This window comes from Polaromonas sp. CG_9.11 (assembly GCF_015752225.1).
In the GTDB taxonomy this organism is placed as follows: Bacteria; Pseudomonadota; Gammaproteobacteria; order Burkholderiales; family Burkholderiaceae_C; genus Polaromonas.
The window spans coordinates 283,381-304,915 of the sequence record NZ_JADOVE010000001.1; the positions used below are offsets into that span (position 1 = coordinate 283,381).

General features: G+C 58.3%; 20 protein-coding genes, 1 tRNA gene and 1 pseudogene. 16 read left to right on the forward strand and 6 right to left on the reverse strand.

Annotated elements, in window-relative coordinates:
* Positions 1 to 100: 100 nt before the first annotated feature.
* Complete coding sequence (gene phaR, locus IWX85_RS01395) at positions 101 to 592, forward strand: polyhydroxyalkanoate synthesis repressor PhaR (protein WP_051984552.1); 492 nt, start codon at positions 101 to 103, stop codon at positions 590 to 592.
* A gap of 81 nt (positions 593 to 673) precedes the next feature.
* Complete coding sequence (gene rimO, locus IWX85_RS01400; protein ID WP_196868483.1) at positions 674 to 2,092, forward strand: 30S ribosomal protein S12 methylthiotransferase RimO; 1,419 nt, start codon at positions 674 to 676, stop codon at positions 2,090 to 2,092.
* A 126-nt stretch (positions 2,093 to 2,218) separates the two neighbouring features.
* On the opposite strand, the gene IWX85_RS01405 is transcribed toward rimO, so the two are convergent.
* A tRNA-Leu gene (locus IWX85_RS01405) sits at positions 2,219 to 2,303 on the reverse strand.
* A 207-nt stretch (positions 2,304 to 2,510) separates the two neighbouring features.
* Positions 2,511 to 2,681, reverse strand: coding sequence for a hypothetical protein (locus IWX85_RS20235; RefSeq protein WP_231379444.1), 171 nt, complete (start codon positions 2,679 to 2,681; stop codon positions 2,511 to 2,513).
* Between IWX85_RS20235 and rnr the strand changes: the two genes are divergently transcribed.
* Together rnr and IWX85_RS01415 are read left to right on the forward strand one after the other, a co-directional pair.
* Positions 2,658 to 4,904 (forward strand): ribonuclease R, encoded by a 2,247-nt coding sequence (gene rnr / locus IWX85_RS01410; RefSeq protein ID WP_370584156.1) that lies wholly within the window; start codon positions 2,658 to 2,660, stop codon positions 4,902 to 4,904. The two genes, IWX85_RS20235 and rnr, sit on opposite strands and share 24 nt — an antisense overlap.
* 41 nt (positions 4,905 to 4,945) lie before the next feature.
* On the forward strand, positions 4,946 to 5,515 hold the full coding sequence (locus IWX85_RS01415) for a YggT family protein (protein ID WP_036810799.1): 570 nt from the start codon (positions 4,946 to 4,948) through the stop codon (positions 5,513 to 5,515).
* On the opposite strand, the gene IWX85_RS01420 is transcribed toward IWX85_RS01415, so the two are convergent.
* The 4 genes and pseudogenes from IWX85_RS01420 to IWX85_RS01430 form a co-directional block, all read right to left on the reverse strand.
* Positions 5,512 to 7,074, reverse strand: a complete 1,563-nt coding sequence (locus tag IWX85_RS01420; RefSeq protein WP_196868484.1) for an NAD(P)H-hydrate dehydratase — start codon at positions 7,072 to 7,074, stop codon at positions 5,512 to 5,514. The genes IWX85_RS01415 and IWX85_RS01420 overlap by 4 nt on opposite strands.
* A gap of 129 nt (positions 7,075 to 7,203) precedes the next feature.
* Complete coding sequence (lysM, locus tag IWX85_RS01425; RefSeq protein WP_196868485.1) at positions 7,204 to 7,707, reverse strand: peptidoglycan-binding protein LysM; 504 nt, start codon at positions 7,705 to 7,707, stop codon at positions 7,204 to 7,206.
* A 339-nt stretch (positions 7,708 to 8,046) separates the two neighbouring features.
* A pseudogene (locus tag IWX85_RS20850) lies at positions 8,047 to 8,157 on the reverse strand (NAD(P)-binding protein); the annotation flags it as partial.
* Between the two features lie 109 nt (positions 8,158 to 8,266).
* Entirely contained in the window at positions 8,267 to 9,619 is a 1,353-nt protein-coding gene (locus IWX85_RS01430; RefSeq protein ID WP_196868486.1) for an amidase, read from the reverse strand.
* A 148-nt stretch (positions 9,620 to 9,767) separates the two neighbouring features.
* Between IWX85_RS01430 and rpsB the strand changes: the two genes are divergently transcribed.
* From rpsB to fabZ, 12 genes are all read left to right on the forward strand, one after another.
* A complete protein-coding gene (gene rpsB, locus IWX85_RS01435) occupies positions 9,768 to 10,520 on the forward strand; it encodes a 30S ribosomal protein S2 (RefSeq protein ID WP_036810810.1) in 753 nt (250 codons plus the stop codon).
* Between the two features lie 132 nt (positions 10,521 to 10,652).
* Positions 10,653 to 11,567, forward strand: a complete 915-nt coding sequence (tsf, locus tag IWX85_RS01440; RefSeq protein ID WP_196868538.1) for a translation elongation factor Ts — start codon at positions 10,653 to 10,655, stop codon at positions 11,565 to 11,567.
* Between the two features lie 61 nt (positions 11,568 to 11,628).
* The gene (gene pyrH / locus IWX85_RS01445; protein WP_036810813.1) at positions 11,629 to 12,339 is read left to right on the forward strand and encodes a UMP kinase; all 711 of its coding nucleotides are present in this window, start codon (positions 11,629 to 11,631) and stop codon (positions 12,337 to 12,339) included.
* A gap of 63 nt (positions 12,340 to 12,402) precedes the next feature.
* Positions 12,403 to 12,963 carry a ribosome recycling factor gene (frr, locus tag IWX85_RS01450; RefSeq protein ID WP_036810815.1) on the forward strand — a complete coding sequence of 187 codons (561 nt, stop codon included), beginning with the start codon at positions 12,403 to 12,405 and terminating at the stop codon, positions 12,961 to 12,963.
* Positions 12,964 to 12,991: 28 nt separating this feature from the next.
* The gene (uppS, locus tag IWX85_RS01455; RefSeq protein ID WP_196868487.1) at positions 12,992 to 13,732 is read left to right on the forward strand and encodes a polyprenyl diphosphate synthase; all 741 of its coding nucleotides are present in this window, start codon (positions 12,992 to 12,994) and stop codon (positions 13,730 to 13,732) included.
* Entirely contained in the window at positions 13,732 to 14,562 is an 831-nt protein-coding gene (locus IWX85_RS01460) for a phosphatidate cytidylyltransferase (RefSeq protein WP_196868488.1), read from the forward strand. The genes uppS and IWX85_RS01460 overlap by 1 nt, the downstream gene beginning before the upstream one ends.
* A gap of 26 nt (positions 14,563 to 14,588) precedes the next feature.
* The gene (ispC, locus tag IWX85_RS01465; protein ID WP_196868489.1) at positions 14,589 to 15,776 is read left to right on the forward strand and encodes a 1-deoxy-D-xylulose-5-phosphate reductoisomerase; all 1,188 of its coding nucleotides are present in this window, start codon (positions 14,589 to 14,591) and stop codon (positions 15,774 to 15,776) included.
* A gap of 1 nt (position 15,777) precedes the next feature.
* A complete protein-coding gene (rseP, locus tag IWX85_RS01470; RefSeq protein WP_196868490.1) occupies positions 15,778 to 17,154 on the forward strand; it encodes an RIP metalloprotease RseP in 1,377 nt (458 codons plus the stop codon).
* Positions 17,155 to 17,167: 13 nt separating this feature from the next.
* Positions 17,168 to 19,468, forward strand: a complete 2,301-nt coding sequence (bamA, locus tag IWX85_RS01475; RefSeq protein WP_036813795.1) for an outer membrane protein assembly factor BamA — start codon at positions 17,168 to 17,170, stop codon at positions 19,466 to 19,468.
* Entirely contained in the window at positions 19,468 to 19,974 is a 507-nt protein-coding gene (locus IWX85_RS01480) for an OmpH family outer membrane protein (protein WP_036810825.1), read from the forward strand. The genes bamA and IWX85_RS01480 overlap by 1 nt, the downstream gene beginning before the upstream one ends.
* A gap of 49 nt (positions 19,975 to 20,023) precedes the next feature.
* Positions 20,024 to 21,094 carry a UDP-3-O-(3-hydroxymyristoyl)glucosamine N-acyltransferase gene (gene lpxD, locus IWX85_RS01485; RefSeq protein ID WP_196868491.1) on the forward strand — a complete coding sequence of 357 codons (1,071 nt, stop codon included), beginning with the start codon at positions 20,024 to 20,026 and terminating at the stop codon, positions 21,092 to 21,094.
* Positions 21,091 to 21,531, forward strand: coding sequence for a 3-hydroxyacyl-ACP dehydratase FabZ (fabZ, locus tag IWX85_RS01490; RefSeq protein WP_036810831.1), 441 nt, complete (start codon positions 21,091 to 21,093; stop codon positions 21,529 to 21,531). Before lpxD ends, fabZ begins: the two co-directional genes overlap by 4 nt.
* The last annotated feature ends 4 nt before the right edge of the window (positions 21,532 to 21,535 follow it).

A 21,535-nucleotide genomic window follows, 5' to 3' on the forward strand; every position in this document is an offset into this window, starting at 1 on the left:
GCTAACCGCTTTACCTTCTTCAAAAGGAGAAGCTTCTGTTGTTCCTAGTTCTGGCACCGAAAGCAAAAAAACGGCTGTCGACCCCGTCGAACTAGCACGTATCATCAAAAAGTATCCTAACCGGCGTCTCTATGATACAGAGACATCGGCCTACATCACGCTTGCCGAGGTACGCCGGTTGGTCATGAGTAGTACGCATTTTGTCGTACGGGATGCCAAAACCAACGAAGATCTCACGCGCAGCATTTTGCTTCAAATCATTCTTGAGGAAGAGGCCGGCGGCGCGCCCATGTTTACAGAAGCCGTACTGTCCAACATCATTCGTTTCTACGGCGATGCGATGCAGAGCTTCATGGGGGCATATCTTGAAAAAAATGTCCAAAGTTTTATGGACCTGCAGGTGAAGATGGCAGAGCAGTCCAAAGGATTGAGCCCGGAGATGTGGGCGCAGTTCGTGAATGCGAAGTCGCCCATGATGCAGGGCATGATGGGTGCCTATGTTGAGCAATCCAAAAATGTCTTTACGCAAATGCAGGAGCAGATGCAAAAGCAGAGCGAACAAATGCTTGCCGCACTGGGGTTGAAGCGCTAGCAAGCAACTGCTTTGTTGATCGGTTTGAAAGCGATATTCATGACTTTATCGCTTTTTCTTCTGCTCTGAGACAATACAGCCATGAGCGAAGTACTTTCCCAATCTCCCCTTTCCCCTGTTGCCCCTGTCAAGCCCGCACCGCGCGTAGGTTTCGTCAGCTTGGGCTGTCCCAAAGCCCTGACCGATTCCGAGCTTATTTTGACTCGGCTCAGTGCCGAGGGCTACCAGACCTCCAAAACCTTCGAGGGCGCCGACCTGGTCATCGTCAATACCTGCGGATTCATAGATGATGCGGTCAGAGAAAGTCTGGACACGATAGGCGAAGCGCTGGCCGAAAACGGCAAAGTTATCGTGACAGGCTGCCTTGGCGCCAAGACAGGCGATGGTGGGGGCAATCTGGTGCGCCAGATGCACCCCAGCGTATTGGCGGTTACTGGCCCGCATGCGACACAGGAAGTGATGGATGCAGTGCATCTGAACCTGCCCAAGCCCCATGATCCCTTCGTGGACCTGGTGCCCAATGCCTTTGGAATCGCCGGCATCAAGCTCACGCCCCGGCATTACGCTTACCTCAAGATCAGTGAAGGTTGCAACCATCGCTGTACCTTCTGCATCATTCCTTCAATGCGTGGTGACTTGGTATCGCGGCCTGTTGGCGATGTCCTCAATGAAGCGCAGGCATTGTTTGCAGGAGGCGTCAAGGAGTTGCTGGTGATTAGCCAAGATACGTCTGCCTACGGTGTCGATGTGAAGTACCGAACTGGTTTCTGGGATGGCAGGCCGGTCAAGACACGTATGCTTGAACTGGTCCAGGCGTTTGGCGAAATTGCCGCGCCTTTTGGTGCTTGGGTTCGCTTGCATTACGTTTATCCGTACCCCAGCGTGGACGAGATTCTTCCATTAATGGCGACTGGCAAGGTGCTTCCTTATCTGGATGTACCTTTGCAGCACAGTCATCCCGATGTGCTGAAGCGCATGAAACGTCCGGCCAGCGGAGAAAAGAACCTGGAGAGAATTTTGCGCTGGCGCGAGATTTGCCCAGAAATCGTGATTCGCAGCACTTTCATTGCCGGCTTTCCCGGCGAAACCGAATCCGAATTCGAACATCTGCTTGACTTTATGCGTGAGGCAAAAATTGATCGCGCCGGATGTTTTGCCTACAGCCCCGTTCAAGGTGCCGCCGCCAACAAAATTCCGGGAATGCTGCCGCTCCAGGTGCGCGAAGAGCGCCGTGCGCGCTTCATGGCCGTGGCCGAAGCTGTGTCAAGCCAGAAACTCCATCAGCGCATTGGCGCAACCATGCAGGTGTTGGTTGATCATGCGCCTGCGTTGGGACGCAAGGGCGGAACAGGGCGGTCCTATGCGGATGCGCCCGAGATTGACGGCGTGGTCAAGTTGCTGCCACCGGAAAAAATCAGCAAGACCATGAAGGTTGGCGAATTCACGCGTGCCCGCATCGTGGGTGTACAGGGGCACGACTTGATTGGTGTTCCTGTCTGAGGCTTTTCGGCCTCTGTGTTTCTTACCATTCCTTGACTTCACAGGGAATGTGCTGCAAGCCTCAACATCGTGCAGGCGAAAAAAAAGCCACTGTGTCAGCAGTAGCTTTTTTATTTTAGGTAATTTTGGTGCCCGGGAGAGAACTCGAATCTCCACATCTTGCGATACACGGACCTGAACCGTGCGCGTCTACCAATTCCGCCACCCGGGCACAGCAAGCAGTTTAACATTACATCTGTGGCATATCGGGCATGTGCCTAAAAAATTTCCAAGATTTGAAAATGTTGATCGGTGACGAAATGGCGTCACGAAAACAGACTCAGTTTTTCATTCCTGAATCAGATCAACCGTTCCATTGAACGTGAACATAGGCTTTTCACAAATCGCGGCTAGTATCTGGTTCTAAACTGATACAACATCAAACGGAACTGGCCAATTTACATTCTTCACGCGCTTTAGCGGGACAGTCCTCTCCAGCGCGATTCCATGAAAGAGACTTCTTATCAAAACAAATCTTTCCAATTCCGGTGCGACCGCCGGACTCCTCGCTGAATTCGAGGGCATTGTGTCCGGCCACCGCGATGGTCATGGGTTCGTCCAGCGAAGCGACGGCGAGGCAGATATCTACCTGCCGCCGAATGAAATGCGTGCCGTGCTGCACAACGACCGCGTCAAGGCGCGCATCGTGCGGCATGACCGAAAGAACCGGCCCGAGGGCCGAGTCACCGAAATCATCGAGCGCTCGCCGAATCCGATCATCGGCCGCCTGCTTCAGGAAAGCGGCGTCTGGCTGGTGGCGCCCGAAGACAAGCGTTACGGTCAGGATGTGCTGATTCCCAAGGGCGCCACCGGCACTGCCAAGACCGGCCAGATCGTGGTCGTGCAACTGACCGAGCCGCCGGCCCTGTTCGGCCAGCCGGTGGGACGTGTGACGGAAGTGCTGGGTGAAATCGACGACCCGGGAATGGAAATCGAAATAGCCGTGCGTAAATACGGCGTGCCGCATATCTTCAGCGACAACGCGCTGGCGCTCGCGCGTGTCTTACCCGATGCGGTCCGTCCTATCGACAAACAGCATCGGGTTGACCTGACCGACATCACCCTGGTGACGATCGATGGCGAGGACGCGCGCGACTTCGACGATGCGGTGTACTGTGAGCCCGTGAAGGTGGGGCGCAGCAAGGGCTGGCGCCTGCTGGTGGCGATTGCAGATGTCAGCCATTACGTCGAGACCGGAAGCGCAATTGACATTGACGCCTATGACCGTGCCACCAGCGTCTATTTTCCGCGCCGCGTGATTCCCATGCTGCCTGAAAAGCTGTCCAACGGCCTGTGCTCGCTCAACCCGCATGTCGAGCGGCTATGCATGGTCTGCGACATGCTTGTCAATGCCAAAGGCGAGGTTCACGCTTACCAGTTCTACCCGGCAGTGATGCTCAGCCAGGCGCGCCTGACCTACAACGAAGTGGCGGCCATTCTGAGCAATACCCGTGGACCGGAAGCGCAGCACCGCAAGGAAATCGTGCCGCACCTTTTGCATCTGCACGAGGTGTACCAAGCCTTGCTCAAGGAACGTGGCATGCGCGGCGCGGTTGATTTTGAAACGACGGAAACACAGATCGTCTGTGATGAGGTCGGTCGGATCGAGAAAATTATTCCGCGTACCCGCAATGTGGCACACCGGATGATTGAAGAGTCGATGCTGGCGGCCAATGTCTGCTCTGCCGACTTTATCGCGCAAAGCAAGCACACGGCGCTGTTTCGTGTCCATGAAAGCCCGACACCCGAGAAGATTGAGCTGTTGCGCAACTATCTCAAGGCGGTCGGCATCGGCATGGCAGTCAGCGACGACCCGGCGCCTGGCGAGTTCCAGCAAATCGCCAAGGCGACCAAGGACCGGCCGGATGCGCAGCAGGTTCACTCCATGCTTCTGCGTTCCATGCAGCAGGCGATTTACACGCCGATGAACGCGGGCCACTTTGGTCTGGCCTACGAGGCCTACACGCACTTCACCAGTCCGATCCGCCGGTATCCTGACCTGCTGGTGCACCGTGTGATCAAGGCGATCCTTAAAAAGACGAAATACCAGTTGCCGGTGTTACCGACACCGGGCGAAGCGCAAGCCAAACTTTCCAAGCGGCTGGCAGCCCGCGTCAAGGAACCGACTGAAAAGCCGAAAAAAGCCAGTGTGGACCAATTGGCCTGGCAGGCAGCTGGACTGCATTGCAGTGGCAATGAACGCCGGGCTGACGAAGCCAGCCGCGACGTGGAAGCGTGGCTCAAGTGCAAGTACATGCGCGAGCATCTGGGCGAGGAGTTTGGCGGCGTGGTCACGGCGGCAACCAGTTTCGGGGTTTTTGTGACGCTCGACGCCATGTATGTCGAAGGTCTGGTGCACATCACCGAACTGGGCGGCGAATACTACCGCTTTGACGAAGCCCGGCAGGAATTACGCGGCGAGCGCAGCGGCATGCGCTATGCATTGGGCACCCGGCTGCGCGTGCAAGTCAGCCGCGTCGATCTGGATGGCCGGAAAATCGATTTCCGCCTGGTGCACGAGGGTGAGGACAAGGCAGGGCTGGTGAGCCGGGCCATGAAAGACAAGGCCGGCGGCGCTGCGGGCGAATTGCCCATGCAGGATCGCGGCCCCGGATCACGGCACGGCGGGCGTAGCGAGCGTGACTTGGGCAACAAGAGCCGCCAGGCTCCGTCTGACAGTGCATTGCCTTCGCCGCCCCGAGCGCGCAAGTCCGCGGCAAAAAAACCAGCCGCCGGCGCGGTACCGAAACATGGCAACAAGCCCCGTCGATAGGGCAGTATGAAATCTTGTATGTACCAAGCCGGTGGACACCTATGCTGATCCGAATTCTCGCGTTCCTGCTGGAAACAGTCTTTTTTGTGCTGATTGCTGCGTCGCTCCTGCGCGCCTGGATGAATTGGCTGCGCGTCAGCATGACTGGCCAGCCTGGCAGCTTCGTGATGGCCTTGACGGACTGGTTGATCAAGCCGTTGCGCCGTTCCCTGCCCAAGGTTTGGACCAAGTCCCGCGTGGACTGGGCCAGTGTGCTGGCAGCGACGTTGATGGCGCTGGCCTATGCGGCGCTGGTGGGCTTGCTGTTTGGCGTCTTGGGTAATGTTGGCGAAGACGGGTTGGATTGGACGCCGGGAGTTTTTCTGATGCTGCCCCTGATTGCCGTCAAGATGCTGCTTCGGGTTGCGCTGCAGACCATCTTCATGCTGGTCCTGGGCTATGCCATCTTGTCCTGGGTTCAGCCGGGCTCCTGGGTGTATGGGCTGCTTGCCCGGCTGACCGAGCCGCTGCTGGCTCCGTTCCGGCGGGTGATTCCCACCATTGGCGGTGTTGACCTGTCGGCCCTGGTCCTGCTGGTCGTGCTCCAGATTGGCATGATGGTCCTGATTTAGACGGCCTGCCATCGGGCAAGCCTTGACGCGGTCAAGGCCATGCCTGGCCTGCTTGCGGCCCAGGTATCAGCCCTCCGGCCATGCTCGAACACAGCGTTGTGAGCCGCCTCCAGACTGCTTTGGCCCCTCGCCAGATAAGCGCCCATCAATCCTGCCAGTACATCGCCAGTGCCGGCAGTTGACAGCAGCGCATTGCCGGTCGGGTTGATCCAGGCGAGCTGGGCCGGTCCGGTAACGATCGTTCCAGAGCCTTTGAGCACCACCACACAGCTGAACCGTTCGGCGAGTTGAACTGCTGTGTTCAGCCGGTTGGCCTGCACCGCCGCAGCGCTGCTGCTGATCAGGCGAGCCGCTTCAAGCGGGTGGGGCGTGAGCACCGTGCTGTAGCCGCGGCCATGTCGGGCCTTGAGCTGGATCTGTAGTTGCGGGTCGGCGGCTATTACATTGAGTGCATCGGCGTCCAGTACCAGCCTCTTGGCCGTTGACAGCACCTTTGGAAGGATGGAGGCCACCGATTGGCCGCCGCCACAGCCGCACACGATGACCTGATTTGCCATGTCCAGCGCGTCTGGCGAGCGGAACATGAATTCAGGCTGTTCCGTGTCAACGTGCAAACCGGGCGCATTGCCAAGCAAAGCCACGAACACGCGGCCGGCGCCTGCATGCAGGGCCGCACTGGCGGCCAGCAATGCCGCCCCGGTCATGTGCGTGGAGACGCTCGATTCGCCTCCGATCACCGCGACATCGCCAAAGCTGCCTTTGTGGCTGGCATGCGCTGCCTGAGCGCGCGAGGTCTGGCAGGTGCGGTCTGCCCCTAGCAACCAGACGCAAGGTTCGGTGGTGAATGCCTGGTCGGCAGGGTGCGCGAGGCTGGCCCCGAGATGGTCAAACCATACCTCGCCTGCGCAGTCCCGTCCGCTGGCGGTGAACAAGCCTGGCTTCAATGTCAATAAACTCAAGGTAAAAAGACGGTTTGCGCATGCTGCATAAGCATTATTTGCTATGTATTTAGTAGTTGTCTTGAAGCTTGGCGCGCCGGTGTCAGCATTCAGCCCGGTCGGAACATCGACCGACAGCCGCAGCGCCGGACTGCATTCCATGACATCCAGCCATTCCTGCATCAGGGCGCTCCCAAGCCGCGCCGGGTCGAGTACGGCGCCGATGCCGAGCAGCGCATCGATGCACAGATCAAAGTCTGGGGGCGGCTTGCTGGCCACGACCACACCCGCCGTCAGGGCCCGCTGGCGCGACGCCTGGGCATCCAGCGGGAGTTCAGTCTTGCCAGACGGCAAACCGGTCCAAGTCAAGACCACGGACTTGCCCCATTGGTGGAGGTGCAGCGCTGCTTCGAAACCATCGCCGCCGTTGTTGCCGGGCCCGCACGCGATCCAGATGCAGCGTGCATGCGGTGCCAATGCCAATGCGAGACGCGCAACCGAAAATCCGGCGCGCTGCATGAGCGTGTGCGGGGCGAGCTCCTCGGCCATCTGCTGCTCGATCAGGCGTGTACCGGCAACATCGTAAAGCGGATGACTTGTGAGACTGGCTATTTTTTGCATTCCGCCATTGTGAAGGTTTGCCGTTATTTCGGGCTTTCCAGCAAAGCGTTTGTCCTGACAAAAAGCGCAAAAAAGCCCGGCGAACCGGGCTGATCAGTGCACCGCCTGGTGTGCAGGCGCTACAGGGAGTCAGGCATCAGGTGGAATCCTCAGAACCTGTCCCGGATAGATTTTGTCCGGATCGCTCAGCATGGGCTTGTTTGCCTCGAATATCTGTGTGTATTTGTTGGGAGAGCCGTAGAACTGCTTACTGATCTTGGACAGGTTGTCACCGCTGACGACCACATACATCTTCGATTCGGGCGAACTGCTGGCGACAGTCATCATGTCCTTGACCGCAGCCACCTTTTCCACGTTGCCGCAGCACAGCAGCACCTTTTCCTTCGTCGCCTGGTCGGGCGCCACGCCGGCCACCGTCACCGTACTGCTGGGCGCGTCAAAACTTACCTGCAGGCCCTCGACCTTCAGGCCCTGATTGTTAATGTAGGCAGCAATCGCATCGCCGGCAGTCTTGCTCAGAGCGGCAACATTTTCGGGCGTGGGTGTTGCGGCTGCGGCTTCTTGGGCCGCTTTGGCTTCGCCGCGACCAAACAACTTCTCGCCGGCCTCTTTGATAAAACTGAACATGCCCATAGGAGTTCTCCAATCAGAATGATTTGCCCGGTGCAACATGCCGGGACTGGAATCACTGTAAAGCTTTCTCCTGCCCGAGCCGCAACGGCTCTGTTACAGAGCGTGTAGGACAAGTCCGCAATGACAACGGGGTTTTTTATCAGGTGGCTGCCATCAAATCCTTTCAGGTCAATTTCAGCCAGCCTTCAAACCACAGGTACGCTAAAGCGCGTGCGCTGGCGCCGCTTAGCGATCCAGACCAGCGCATGGTGGCTGAACAGGTCCCGTAGCACCTTGCCCGGTATTCCCGGTGCGGCTTTGGGCGTGACGTAACCGAGCCGAAGATACCGGTTCAGTCATGCTGGCTTCCTTTGAGGCCGCGCTTCGGCGCTCAAAAACCGTGACTTCATGCCCATCCATGGCCAATTCATATGCCGCGGTGATGCCGGAACCGACAACTGCTGCCCTCATGCGCCGGCGCATGACGGGGGGCAAGCCATCCACCATGTCGTTGGGAGGCGATTCATATTTTGATAAAAAAGGCTGTTACCGCCATACCAGCAAGTGAACGTTGCTATTGTTATGTGTGATGCGCTAGTGCTGTCTCGACCTGCAGCGCCAAGTCCAGCACTGCATCGTCATGCAGTGCTGCATGCCACAGCATCAGTCCCACCGGTAACTGGCCCGGCGTGTGGCAAGGAATGGAAATGGCACAGCCGTCGAGCATATTGACTACCGAGGTGTTACGCAGCAATAGTGAATTGATGCGGAAGAATTCATCGTCGTTGTGCAGCACGCTGGCAATCGACGGGGCGACGATGGGCACGGTGGGCGAAAGCACGGCGTCAAAACTGTTCAGCCGCACTTCCATGCGTGCAATCCAGTCCTGCCGAGCAGCCAGCAGGTCGATGTAGTCCGCAGCGCTCATTCGGGCGCCGCGCAGGATGCGAAGCGCCACGCGCGGGTCGTATTGCGCCTCGTGGTCGATGAGTCGCCTGCGGTGCCAGGCGTGGCTCTGGGCTGCTGACAGGCCGCCCGTAGCATTGATGGTGGCCAGTTCTTCGAGTTCCTCCAGCGGTATCTCTTCAATCCGAGCGCCCGCCTGGCGCAATCGCTGCAAACTTTTCTCGAATGATGTGGCCACCGTGCTGCTCAGCCCGTCCTGCATCAGGTTGCGGACGACCGCCAGCCGGTACGATGACAGTGGTTTGCCGGTCAGTTGGACGGTTCGTGCCGACAGGATTTCATGCACCGCCACCGCATCGCGCACCGAGCGGGTCAGCGCGCCTACCGTGTCAAGGCTACTCGAAAGCGGCACGGCGCCGGCCACCGGCACAAGGCGCGCGGTGCTTTTGAAGCCAACGATGCCGCACAGCGCTGCAGGAATCCGCAGCGAGCCTCCAGTGTCAGAGCCCAGTCCCACCAAAGCCGCCCCAGTGGCGACCGAGACGGCCGCACCTGATGACGAGCCACCCGGGATGCGCTCGATGTCGACATCGGCTGGATTCACCGGCGTGCCGTAATGAGGATTGATGCCTACTCCTGAAAAAGCAAACTCGACCATGTTGGTGCGGCCGACCAACACCGCGCCCGCCGCGCGCAAACGTGCAACGGCAATCGCATCGGCCTGGGCGGGCGGCGATGCGGCAAGCACAGTCGATCCGGCCATCGTGACTTGGCCAGCCACATCAAAAAGATCCTTTATCGAAACCGGAATGCCGGCCAGTAGCAGAGCCGGATCGCTGATGGCGTCAGGTGATGATGCGTTGGGTGTGCCATCTGCCTGGTTGGGCATGAAGGCATGGCGGCAGGCGTCGCCCAAGGCGATGGCCGCTGCCTGCGTAAGGATTTCCTCGGTGCTGTTCTGCCCATCCTGGACGGATTGCTGCGCGGCATGAAGGTCGGTCGGAGATGGGGAGGTGTTCAGGTTCATGGGGAGGGAATGTTATACTCAGCAGCCTTTGCAAATGACAACAAGGTCGTTTGCAAGGTAAATCGCAAACCAGCCACACAAGGTGTTGTCCGGAAATTCTTCCGGCGATAAGCGCTGGTTTTAGAAACAACCTTTGGAGTTATGAATTATGTCAACGAACATGCGCGAAATGCTGGAAGCCGGCGTCCACTTCGGTCACCAAACCCGCTTCTGGGATCCAAAAATGGCCCCATTCATTTTTGGCCATCGCAACCGCATCCACATCATCAATCTGGAAAAATCGCTGCCGATGTTCCAGGAGGCGATGAAATTCGCCAAGCAACTGACCGCCAACAATGGCACCATCCTGATGGTTGGCACCAAGCGTACTGCCCGCGAAACCGTTGCTGCAGAAGCACAGCGCGCCGGCATTCCTTACGTTGACCAGCGCTGGCTGGGCGGCATGTTGACCAACTTCAAGACGGTCAAGACCTCGATCAAGCGCCTCAAGGAAATGAAGGCCCAGCAGGAAGCCGGCCTGGACACCATCAGCAAGAAAGAACAGCTGACGTTCAAGCGCGAAATCGAAAAGCTTGAAAAAGACATCGGCGGCATTCAGGACATGACCGCTCTGCCAGACGCCATCTTCGTGATCGACGTTGGTTTCCACAAGATTGCCATCCTCGAGGCCAAGAAACTAGGCATTCCACTGATCGGCGTGGTCGATACCAATCATTCCCCTCTGGGCATCGACTATGTGATTCCTGGCAATGATGACTCATCAAAGGCTGTGGCATTGTATGCCCGCGGAATTGCCGACGCCGTTATCGAAGGCCGCGCCAGCGCCATGGACAACGTTGTCCGCGCTGTGTCTGACGAAGGCTCGGACGAGTTCGTCGAAGTGGAAAACGCAGCCTCCTAAAGTGCAATGGCCTCGGGCCAAGCGCTTAAAAGGGGCTCGCGTAGCCCCTTTTTTGCAAGCTAACGAGACCAAGGACGCTGTTCTAAGCGCACTTCCAGGTCGAAACGAAATTACGGAGAATTAAAAATGGCAATGGCAATTACTGCAAAGATGGTGGCTGAACTGCGCGCCAAGACCGACGCGCCGATGATGGAGTGCAAAAAGGCGCTGACCGAGGCTGAAGGCGACTTCGAAAAAGCTGAAGAACTGCTGCGTGTCAAGCTCGGCAGCAAGGCTGGTAAGGCGGCATCCCGCATCACCGCTGAAGGCGTGGTGGCCATGGCCCGCGAAGGCGACAATGCCGCGCTGGTGGAAATCAACTGCGAAACTGACTTTGTGACCAAGAACGACAGTTTCCTGGCTTTTGCTGAAGCGGTCGCCGAAGGCATTGTCAAGAATAACCCTGCCGATTTGGCAACCCTGGCGGCAATGCCGTTGTCCATGGACGGCTTCGGTCCTACCGTGGAAGATGTGCGCACCGGACTGATCGGCAAGATCGGTGAAAACATGACGGTTCGCCGCTTCAAGCGCTTTGCCGATGGCAAGTCCGCTGCCTACCTGCACGGCACGCGCATTGGTGTGGTGGTCGAGTTTGAAGGCGACGAAGCCGCTGCAAAGGACGTGGCCATGCATGTGGCCGCCATGAAGCCCGTGGCTTTGTCCAGCGCCGATGTGCCGGCCGATCTGGTCGCCAGGGAGCGTTCGGTCGCTGCTGCCAAGGCTGCGGAAGACGCGTCGGTCGCGCAGGCCGCTGGCAAGCCAATCCAGTCCGCTGAGATCGTCGCCAAGCGTATCGAGGGCGGCGTTCAGAAATACCTGAAGGAAGTCAGTCTGAACAACCAGACGTTCGTCAAGAACGACAAGCAGACTGTCGAGCAGATGCTCAAAGAAAAGGCGACCACTGTCAAATCCTTCACCTTGTATGTCGTCGGTGAAGGCATTGAAAAGAAGGTTGACGACTTCGCTGCCGAAGTTGCTGCCCAAGTGGCCGCCGCCAAAGGCGCCTGAGCCTTTGCGTCCATCCGGAAGGTCCTTTTTCTCCTACTCATTCCATCACGAAAGCCTCTGCATGCCAGCCTACAAGCGCATCTTGTTAAAACTGTCAGGTGAGGCTCTGATGGGCGATGACGCCTTCGGCATCAACCGCGCAACCATCGTTCGCATGGTGGAGGAAATTGCCGAGGTCACGCGCATGGGCGTCCAGGTGGCTGTGGTCATCGGTGGCGGTAATATCTTTCGCGGCGTGGCTGGTGGATCAGTTGGCATGGACCGCGCTACGGCCGACTACATGGGCATGCTGGCCACGGTCATGAATGCCCTGGCGCTTGGCGATACCATGGACAAGGCCGGCCTGATTGCCCGGGTGATGTCTGCCATTGCCATCGAGCGGGTGGTCGAGCCTTATGTCCGGCCCAAGGCTCTGCAATATTTGGAAGAGGGCAAGGTAGTGGTTTTTGCGGCTGGCACGGGAAATCCGTTTTTCACCACCGACACGGCCGCTGCCTTACGCGGTGCTGAAATCGGTGCCCAAATTGTGCTCAAGGCGACCAAGGTTGACGGTGTTTATTCCGCAGATCCGAAAAAGGATCCTACGGCAACTCGTTACACCAACATCAGTTTTGATGAAGTCATCGGAAAAAATCTTGAAGTGATGGATGCCACGGCGTTCGCGTTGTGCCGCGACCAAAAACTGCCGATCAAGATTTTCAGCATTTTCAAGCATGGTGCGCTCAAGCGCGTGGTCATGGACGAGGATGAGGGTACCCTGGTCCACGTCTGAACTTGTCTGGCGCATGAGAGCGGTTTTGCATTTTTTTGAATTCAGTTATCAGGAGATTCGATAATGAGCATTGTTGAGATCAAGCAGCAGGCAACGCAAAAAATGCAGCAATCCCTGGAGTCCTTCCAGCACAACCTGACCAAAATTCGCACCGGCCGTGCCAACCCCGGTCTGCTGGATACTGTGCATGTGGACTATTACGGCTCGATGGTGCCCATTAGCCAAGTGGCCAATGTGGCGCTGCTCGATGCCCGGACCATCAGCGTTTCGCCATGGGAAAAAGCAATGGGCGCCAAGATCGAAAAAGCCATCCGCGATTCCGATCTGGGCCTGAATCCGGCGTCGCAGGGCGACCTGATCCGCGTTCCGATGCCAGCCATGACCGAAGAGCGCCGCAAGGAACTCACCAAAGTCGTGCGTGCCGAGGGCGAGCATGCCAAAGTGGCCATCCGCAACCTTCGCCGCGATGCCAATGACGGCGTCAAGAAACTGGTCAAGGACAAGTTGGCCTCCGAGGACGACGAACGCCGTTCCCAGGATGAAGTCCAGAAATCCACTGACCGTTTCATTGTTGAGGTCGACAAGATGGTTGCCAGCAAGGAACATGACCTGATGGCGGTTTGACCTCGCCTCATCTGGCCCGAAACAGCCCATGGCCACTTCCGCCCTGATCGTTCCACACCATATTGCTATCGTCATGGATGGCAATGGCCGATGGGCCAAGAAACGCTTTTTGCCACGCATTGCAGGTCACAAGCAGGGCGTTGATGCGCTCAGTGACTGCGTGAAGTCTTGCCTTGAGCGTGGTGTCCACGTGCTGACGGTGTTTGCTTTTTCCTCCGAAAACTGGAACCGGCCGTCGGACGAAGTATCTGGATTGATGGATTTGCTAGTGCTCGCGCTGGCCAAGCAAGTGCCACGCCTGAACGCCAACGGTGTCCAGCTTCACTTCATCGGAGATCGCCAACGGCTTTCCGAAAAAGTCCAAGCTGGCCTGCTGAAGGCCGAATTCAATACAGCGGGAAACCATCGACTGATCTTCAATGTGTGTTTCAACTATGGCGGACGCTGGGACATTGCCCAAGCGGCGCAGACACTGGCCAGCCGGGGCGAAGCCATCACCGAGCAGTCCCTGGACAGGGCAATGGCGCTAGCGCATGTATCGGATCCCGATCTCCTGATCCGCACCGGCGGGGAACTGCGCATCAGCAATTTCATGCTTTGGCAGGCTGCTTATTCAGAACTGTATTTTTCAGATCGCCTCTGGCCTGAATTCGACGATGCGGCGCTCGACGAAGCGATTGCCTCCTACAGCGCACGCGAACGCCGCTTCGGCAAGACCTCGGCCCAGTTGGGCACGCCGCACAAGCTTTCCACTGAAAACGCTGCCTGATGCTTAAACAGCGTGTCATCACTGCTATCGTTCTGCTGGCGATTTTGCTTCCTGCTCTTTTCTACAGGACACCGGTGCCTTTTTGCGTCCTGGCCTTGCTGATGATTGCCGCAGGAGCCTGGGAGTGGGGCCGGCTCAATGCCTTCGGGCAGGACGGCTCATTCGCGTTGGCAACGTTGTGCGTCCTGGCCTGCGGCTTGTCATGGTACGGCGGTTTGCTTGATCGGCCGCTGCCTCTTCTTTGGGCTGCTTCAGGTGCTGCCTGGGTAGTGGCAGGTGCTTGGCTTTTGCGTGTCGGCGTTGCCGGCTGGTCCAGAATTCCAAAGGCGTTGCGTCTTTGCGGCGGACTGGTCGCGCTGTGGCTGGCGTGGCTGGCGATTGCCCAGGCGCGTGTCATGGGCATTGAGTTCCTGTTGTCAGTGCTGGTGCTGGTATGGGCAGCTGACATCTTTGCTTACTTCGCCGGCCGTGCATTGGGTGGTCGCTTCAGCAAGGGCAAACTGGCGCCGTCCATCAGTCCCGGCAAAAGCTGGGAAGGGGTCTGGGGCGGCATGGCCGGTGTGGTTGCGCTTTCGCTGGCCTGGGTTTTCTGGGGCGGCAATACGCTCTACAGCCAACTGGCCCAGCGTCACGGCATCGCCTTGATGCTGCTGGCTGTTATTTTTCTGGCGGCCATGAGCGTGGTGGGCGACCTGGTCGAGTCGCTGATCAAACGCAGCGCCGGTGTCAAGGATTCCAGCGGTCTGCTGCCCGGCCATGGCGGCGTGCTCGACCGTGTCGATGCACTGTTGCCCACCTTGCCGCTGGCCATGATGCTGATCACCCTGTAACCCTTTGCGGCTGGACCCTCTCATCCATGACTTTCGAAAAGCAGCGCATTACCGTCCTGGGTTCTACCGGCTCCATTGGCGTCAGCACGCTGGAGGTGATTGCACGGCACCCTGACCGTTTCGAGGTGTTTGCGTTGAGTGCCGCCACACAGGTCGATCTCATGCTTGCCCAGTGCGCGCAGTTCAAACCGCAGTACGCCGTGATGGTCAGCGAGCCGCATGCCCGCTTGCTGGCTGAAAAAATCAAGTCAAATGGGCTGTCTGCGCAAGTCCTGTGTGCGCAGGATGCTCTTGAAACGATAGCATCGCACGATCAGGTCGATGCCGTGATGGCGGCGATTGTGGGCGCTGCCGGGTTGCCGTCCTGCATGGCTGCGGCACGGGCCGGAAAACGCCTGCTGCTGGCCAACAAGGAGGCACTGGTGGTCGGTGGCGACGTGTTCATGCGGGCCGTTGAAGCCGGGGGGGCCAGGCTGTTGCCGATTGACAGCGAGCATTCGGCCATCTTCCAGTCGCTGCCCGATGATGTGGCAAGCTGGCCGCGCCGGGTTGAAAAAATCATCCTGACCGCGTCAGGCGGCCCATTTCGCACCCACGCGCCTGCCAGCTTGCGCCATGTCACCCCCGAACAGGCGTGCGCGCACCCGAACTGGGTGATGGGACGCAAAATTTCGGTCGATTCAGCCACCATGATGAACAAGGCGCTCGAAGTCATCGAGGCCAAATACCTGTTTGGCATGGCACCGACGCAAATCGAAGTGGTGATCCATCCGCAAAGCATCATCCATTCCATGGTCCAGTACCACGACAGCTCGGTGGTGGCGCAATTGGGAACGCCCGACATGCGGGTGCCGATTGCCTATGGCCTGGCCTGGCCCGAGCGCATCACTTCCGGGGCCAAGACGCTGGACTTCACCAACCTGGCGAACATGACGTTTGAAGTCCCCGACGCTGCGCGCTTTCCGGGCCTGACGCTGGCCTGGGAGGTGCTCAAGGCGCCCGTCGGTAGCGCCGCCGTCCTGAATGCTGCCAATGAAATAGCAGTGGCTGCATTTTTGGACAGGCGAATCCGCTTTGACCAGATTCATCAGGTCAACCATGCAACGCTTGAAGCGGTTTGCGTCTCTGATATCCACGATATTGAAGGCCTGCTGGCGCTCGACGCCCAGTCGCGCCGGGTTGCGGGTCATATTGCCGAACGACTGGAGTCCTGACATGCTGACGCTGATTTCCTTTCTGGTGACGCTTGGAATCCTGATTGCCGTGCACGAATACGGTCACTATCGGGTAGCCGTGGCCTGCGGCATCAAGGTGTTGAAGTTTTCTATCGGCTTTGGCAAGCCAATATTCACCTGGCGCCTCAAGGGCAAGGACACTGATTTTTCCATCGGCATGCTGCCGCTCGGCGGCTATGTGAAGATGCTCGACGAACGGGAAGCGCCGGTCGATCCGGCCGAGCGCCATCTGGCGTTCAATACCCAGCCGCTCAAGTCCCGCGCCGCGGTCGTGGCGGCCGGGCCGCTGGCCAACCTGCTACTGGCCGTGCTGCTGTATGCGGTGGTGAACTGGAGTGGTGTGCAAGAACCCAAGGCGATTCTGGCCACTCCGGTGGCCGGCTCTCTGGCAGAGCGGGCCGGGCTGAGCGGCGGCGAGATTGTCCAGAAGGCGGCTTTCGACGGCGAGGAGCTGCAAACAGTTCGTTCGTTTGAAGACCTGCGCTGGCGCCTGACCCAGGGCGCGCTTGATGGGCGGGATTTGCAGCTGGTGCTAGGCGACGACGCCAGCGCATCGACACGAACGGTTGTGTTGCCGCTCAGCAAGCTCAATGCAGCTGATGCTGATGCCCAGTTGTTCCGAAAAATTGGCATTGTCGGTCCGTGGACCGCACCGGTGATCGGGGAGGTCATGGTGGCCAGCGCCGCTGAAAACTCAGGCCTCAAGGCGGGCGATGTGGTCCAGCGCATTGGCGATATCTCGATCGTTGATGGCCAGCAATTGCGCGAAACGATTCGTGCCCATGCCCAATCGCCAGGCGCAAGTCAGGGCGCCGTTGTGCCGCAACCCTGGCAGGTTATGCGGGCAGGGCAGTCCGTGGCGCTGCAGGTCGCGCCTGAAATCCGACAGGAAAACAATGTTGCAGTGGCGCGCATCGGCGCTTACGTCGGCGCACCGCCCGAATTCGTCACGGTACGTTACGGACCGCTTGATGGCCTGTGGCAAGGCGCTGTCCGGACTTGGGAAGTGTCTGCGCTGACGCTCAAGATGATGGGGAAAATGCTCATCGGCGAAGCATCGCTGAAGAATCTGAGCGGCCCGCTCACCATTGCCGACTACGCCGGCAAGTCTGCCACCATGGGATGGACGTCGTATCTGGTATTTCTGGCCCTGGTCAGCGTCAGCCTGGGTGTTCTGAACCTGCTGCCGTTGCCGGTTCTGGACGGTGGGCACCTGATGTATTATCTTTGGGAATGGATCACCGGCCGGGGCGTGTCAGACGCCTGGATGGACCGTTTGCAGCGCGGTGGCGTTGCGATTCTTCTGGGCATGATGAGCATTGCCCTTTTCAACGATGTCGCCCGGCTTGTCGGCTAACTCCTACCAATTCATGCAAAAGAAATTAAATCGTCATCAAGTTCGTGCTGTCTGTGCCGTCGTCGCCAGTCTGTTTCTCGCCAACACGGCTTGGGCCGTTGATCCTTTCACCGTTCGGGATATCCGGGTCGAAGGTCTGCAGCGCGTCGAGCCCGGCACCATTTTTGCTTCGTTGCCTTTTCGGGCGGGTGAAACCTACAACGACGACAAGGGCTCAAGCGCCATTCGCGCCTTGTTTGGTCTGGGCCTTTTCAAGGATGTGCGGCTTGAAGTCAATGGCGATGTGCTGGTGGTGATTGTCGAAGAGCGTCCCACCATTGCCGACGTGGACTTTGTCGGCACCAAGGAGTTTGACAAGGACGTGTTGAAAAAGGCGCTTCGCGATGCCGGTATCGCTGACGGCCAGCCATTCGACAAGGCGTTGGCTGACAAGGCCGAGCAGGAACTCAAGCGCCAGTACATCAACAAGAGCCTATACGGCGTTGAGGTCATCACCACCGTCACGCCGATCGAGCGCAACCGCGTCAACCTGACGTTCAACGTGGTCGAAGGTGATGTGGCAAAAATCAAGGAAATCCACATCACCGGCAACAAGGCGTTCAGCGAGTCGACGCTGCTCGGCCTGTTCGATCTGGATACCGGCGGCTGGCTGAGCTGGTACACCAAGTCCGACCGTTATTCGCGTGCCAAGCTGAATGCTGACATTGAAGTCCTGCGCTCGTATTACCTGTCGCGCGGCTACCTGGAGTTCAAGGTTGATACCACGCAGGTGGCGATTTCTCCCGACAAGCAGAGCATTGCCATCACGCTGAATGTGACTGAAGGTGAGCGTTTTGTGGTGTCCGGCGTCAAGCTGGAAGGCAACTTCCTGGGCAAAGATGAAGAATTCAAGTCGCTGGTTGCCATCAAGGCAGGCGAGCCCTATAACGCCGATGCGGTGGCTGAAACCATCAAGGCATTTACTGACCACTTCGGCGTCTTTGGCTTTGCTTTTGCCAGGGTCGAGGCGGTTCCCGACATCGACCGTACAAACAACCGCGTCGCTTTTGTGCTTCAGGCCGAGCCTTCCCGCCGCGCCTACGTGCGGCGCATCAATGTATCGGGCAACAACCGCACCCGCGACGAAGTTGTGCGCCGCGAGTTCCGGCAGTTCGAATCGTCCTGGTATGACGGCGACAAGATCCGCCTTTCGCGTGACCGCGTCGACCGCCTGGGATTCTTCACCGAAGTGAATGTGGAAACGCAAGAAGTGACCGGCACGCCTGATCAGGTGGACATCACCGTCAATGTTGCTGAAAAGCCCACCGGCAACCTGCAACTCGGCGCCGGTTATTCCAGCGCCGACAGCGTTTCGCTGATGTTCGGCATCAAGCAGGAAAACGTCTTTGGCTCCGGCAACTACCTGGGCATTGAAGTCAACACCAGCAAATCGAATCGCCAGTTGGTGTTGAGCACGATCGACCCCTATTTCACCGCTGACGGAATTTCTCGCTCCATCGACGTTTACGACCGGACGTCGCAGCCCCTTTCAGGGCAGGGTGGCGACTACAAACTGAAGACGCGCGGCGCGAGCATCCGTTTTGGCGTTCCGTTTACCGAAACCGACACGGTGTACTTTGGCTCCGGCTACGAGTCGCTGACGATCGTTCCTGGCAACAACCTGCCGGTCAGCTACCAAGACTACATCAATAAGTTTGGCGAAAAAAGCAACTCCATTCCCTTGACCGTGGGATGGTCGCGCGACAGCCGTGACAGTGCCTTGGTGCCGACTTCCGGACGTTTCCAGCGTGTCTATGGCGACTGGGGTATTGCCGGTGATATCCGCTTTGTGCGGGCTAATTACCAAGTCCAGCAGTACATCCCGTTGAACAAGCAATTCACACTGGCCCTGAACGGCGAACTGGGATGGGGAAAAGGGCTGAACGGCCAACCATATCCACTGTTCAAGAATTACTATTCGGGCGGCCTGGGCTCGGTGCGCGGTTTCCAGCAGGGATCGCTGGGCCCTCGCGACAGCTCCGGCCTGTCCGTTGGCGCACCGAAAAAGCTGACGCTCAACGCCGAACTGATCGCACCGTTTCCAGGTGCCGGAAACGACCGCACCTTGCGCATGTACGGATTTGTTGACGCCGGCAACGTGTTCAAGGACAGCTATAAACTCAGCGGCCCCGATGGCCTCAGGGCGTCAACCGGCCTGGGCATCAGCTGGATTTCTCCCGTCGGCCCGCTGCGCATAGCCTATGCCGTGCCGCTGCGTAAACAGGCCGGCGATAAAATCGAACGTTTGCAATTCCAAATTGGTACCTCTTTTTAATGAAAAATTTTTCCAGCAAAATTCTCCTCGGCCTGGTGATGGCAATTGCCGGCTTTTCGGCCAGCGCGCAGGAATTCAAGGTGGGCGTCGTCAACCTTGACCGCATTTTCCGCGAGGCCAATTCGGCCAAGGCTGCCCAGACCAAGCTGGAACAGGAATTCAGCAAGCGTGAAAAGGAACTGACTGACCTTGGTAGCCAGCTGAAGACGCAATCGGACAAGTTCGAGCGTGAAGCCCCGACGCTGGCGGAAACCCAGCGCACCGTGCGCCAGCGGCAACTGGTTGATCAGGACCGGACCTTCCAGACCAAGCGCCGCGAATTCCAGGAAGACCTAAGTGCCCGCAAGAATGAAGAATTGCAACTGGTCATCGAGCGCGCCAACAAGGTCGTCAAAACCCTGGCGGAAAGCGAAAAATACGACTTGATTCTTCAGGAATCGGTGTACGTCAATCCCAAGCATGACATCACCGACAAGGTGATCAAGGCGCTGAACGCTTCCAAGTAATTTTTCCAGTGGCCCGCATGCGCATGAGCGGGGAAAGGCCAAATTCCTCATGACGCTTAAACTTGCTGACATCATCCGGCTGCTGGCTGACCAGGTGCCGGCCGAACTGGTAGGCAATCCGGAATTGCTGATTGACCGTCTGTCAACGCTGGAAGCGTCGGGTCCGAACGACCTGACCTTCCTCAGCCATCCGAAGTACCTTGCCCAGCTTGCGCAAACAGCGGCGGGCTGCGTGATCGTCGCGCCTTCCCTGCGCGATGCCGCCCTGAAGCGCGGTCCGTGCATTGTGGTGGACGATCCTTACCATTACTTTGCCCTGGTTACCCAACTCTGGAAACGGCTGCATGCACCGGATGCCGCGCCTGCCATCCATTCGAGCGCCTTCATTGATCCGACCGCCAGCATTGGCCCGAATGTGTCGATAGGCGCGTTCGCCTGCATTGATGGCGGTGCGGTGATTGGCGAAGGCGCGCGGATCGGCGCTCAATGTGTCATTGGTGTGAACGCCTTCATTGGTGCGCGCAGCCGGCTTTCGGCACGCGTAACCGTGGCTGAAGGCTGCAGCATCGGCGAGCGCTGCATCATCCATCCAGGCGCCGTGATTGGCGCGGACGGATTCGGCTTTGCCCCGCATGCAGGCCAGTGGGTCAAGATCGAGCAGCTGGGCGCGGTGCGCATCGGCAATGATGTGGAAATCGGCGCCAATACCTGTATTGACCGGGGCGCCCTTCAGGACACCGTGCTCGAAGACGGTGTCAAGCTCGACAACCTGGTGCAGATCGGCCATAACGTGCGGGTAGGCCAGCACAGCGCGATGGCGGGCTGCGCCGGTGTCGCTGGCAGCGCGACGATTGGCGCGCATTGCACCGTGGGGGGCGGCGCCATCGTACTGGGTCATTTGCGGCTGGCCGATGGCGTGCATGTATCGGCCGCCACGACCGTGACCCGATCGCTGTTGAAGCCTGGCCATTACACCGGCCTGTTCCCCATCGACGACAATGCCGCCTGGGAAAAAAATGCCGCCACGCTCAAGCAGCTTCATGCGCTGCGTGAACGGCTCAAACAAACAGAAAAAAACCTGCTGCAACTGCAGGACAGCCTCAAAAAAGAAAAATCATGATGGACATTCACCAGATTCTCAAGTTATTGCCGCACCGTTATCCCATCTTGCTGGTCGATCGGGTGCTGGAGATCGAAACCGGGAAAAGCATCAAGGCGTTGAAAAACGTCACCATCAACGAGCCTTTTTTCATGGGCCATTTCCCCAAGCATCCGGTCATGCCTGGCGTGCTGATGATCGAGGCGATGGCGCAGGCGGCGGCGTTGCTGTCTTTCTCCACGCTGGGCGTCACGCCTGACGACAAGACGGTTTATTACTTTGCCGGCATTGATGGCGCGCGCTTCAAGCGTCCCGTGACCGCTGGCGACCAGATGATCATGGATGTGAGCCTGCTGCGTATGAAGGCCGGTATTTTCAAGTTCAAGGGCGTGACCCGCGTCGACGGAAACATTGCCTGCGAGGCCGAACTGATGTGCACCATGCGCACGGTGGCCTGAGGAG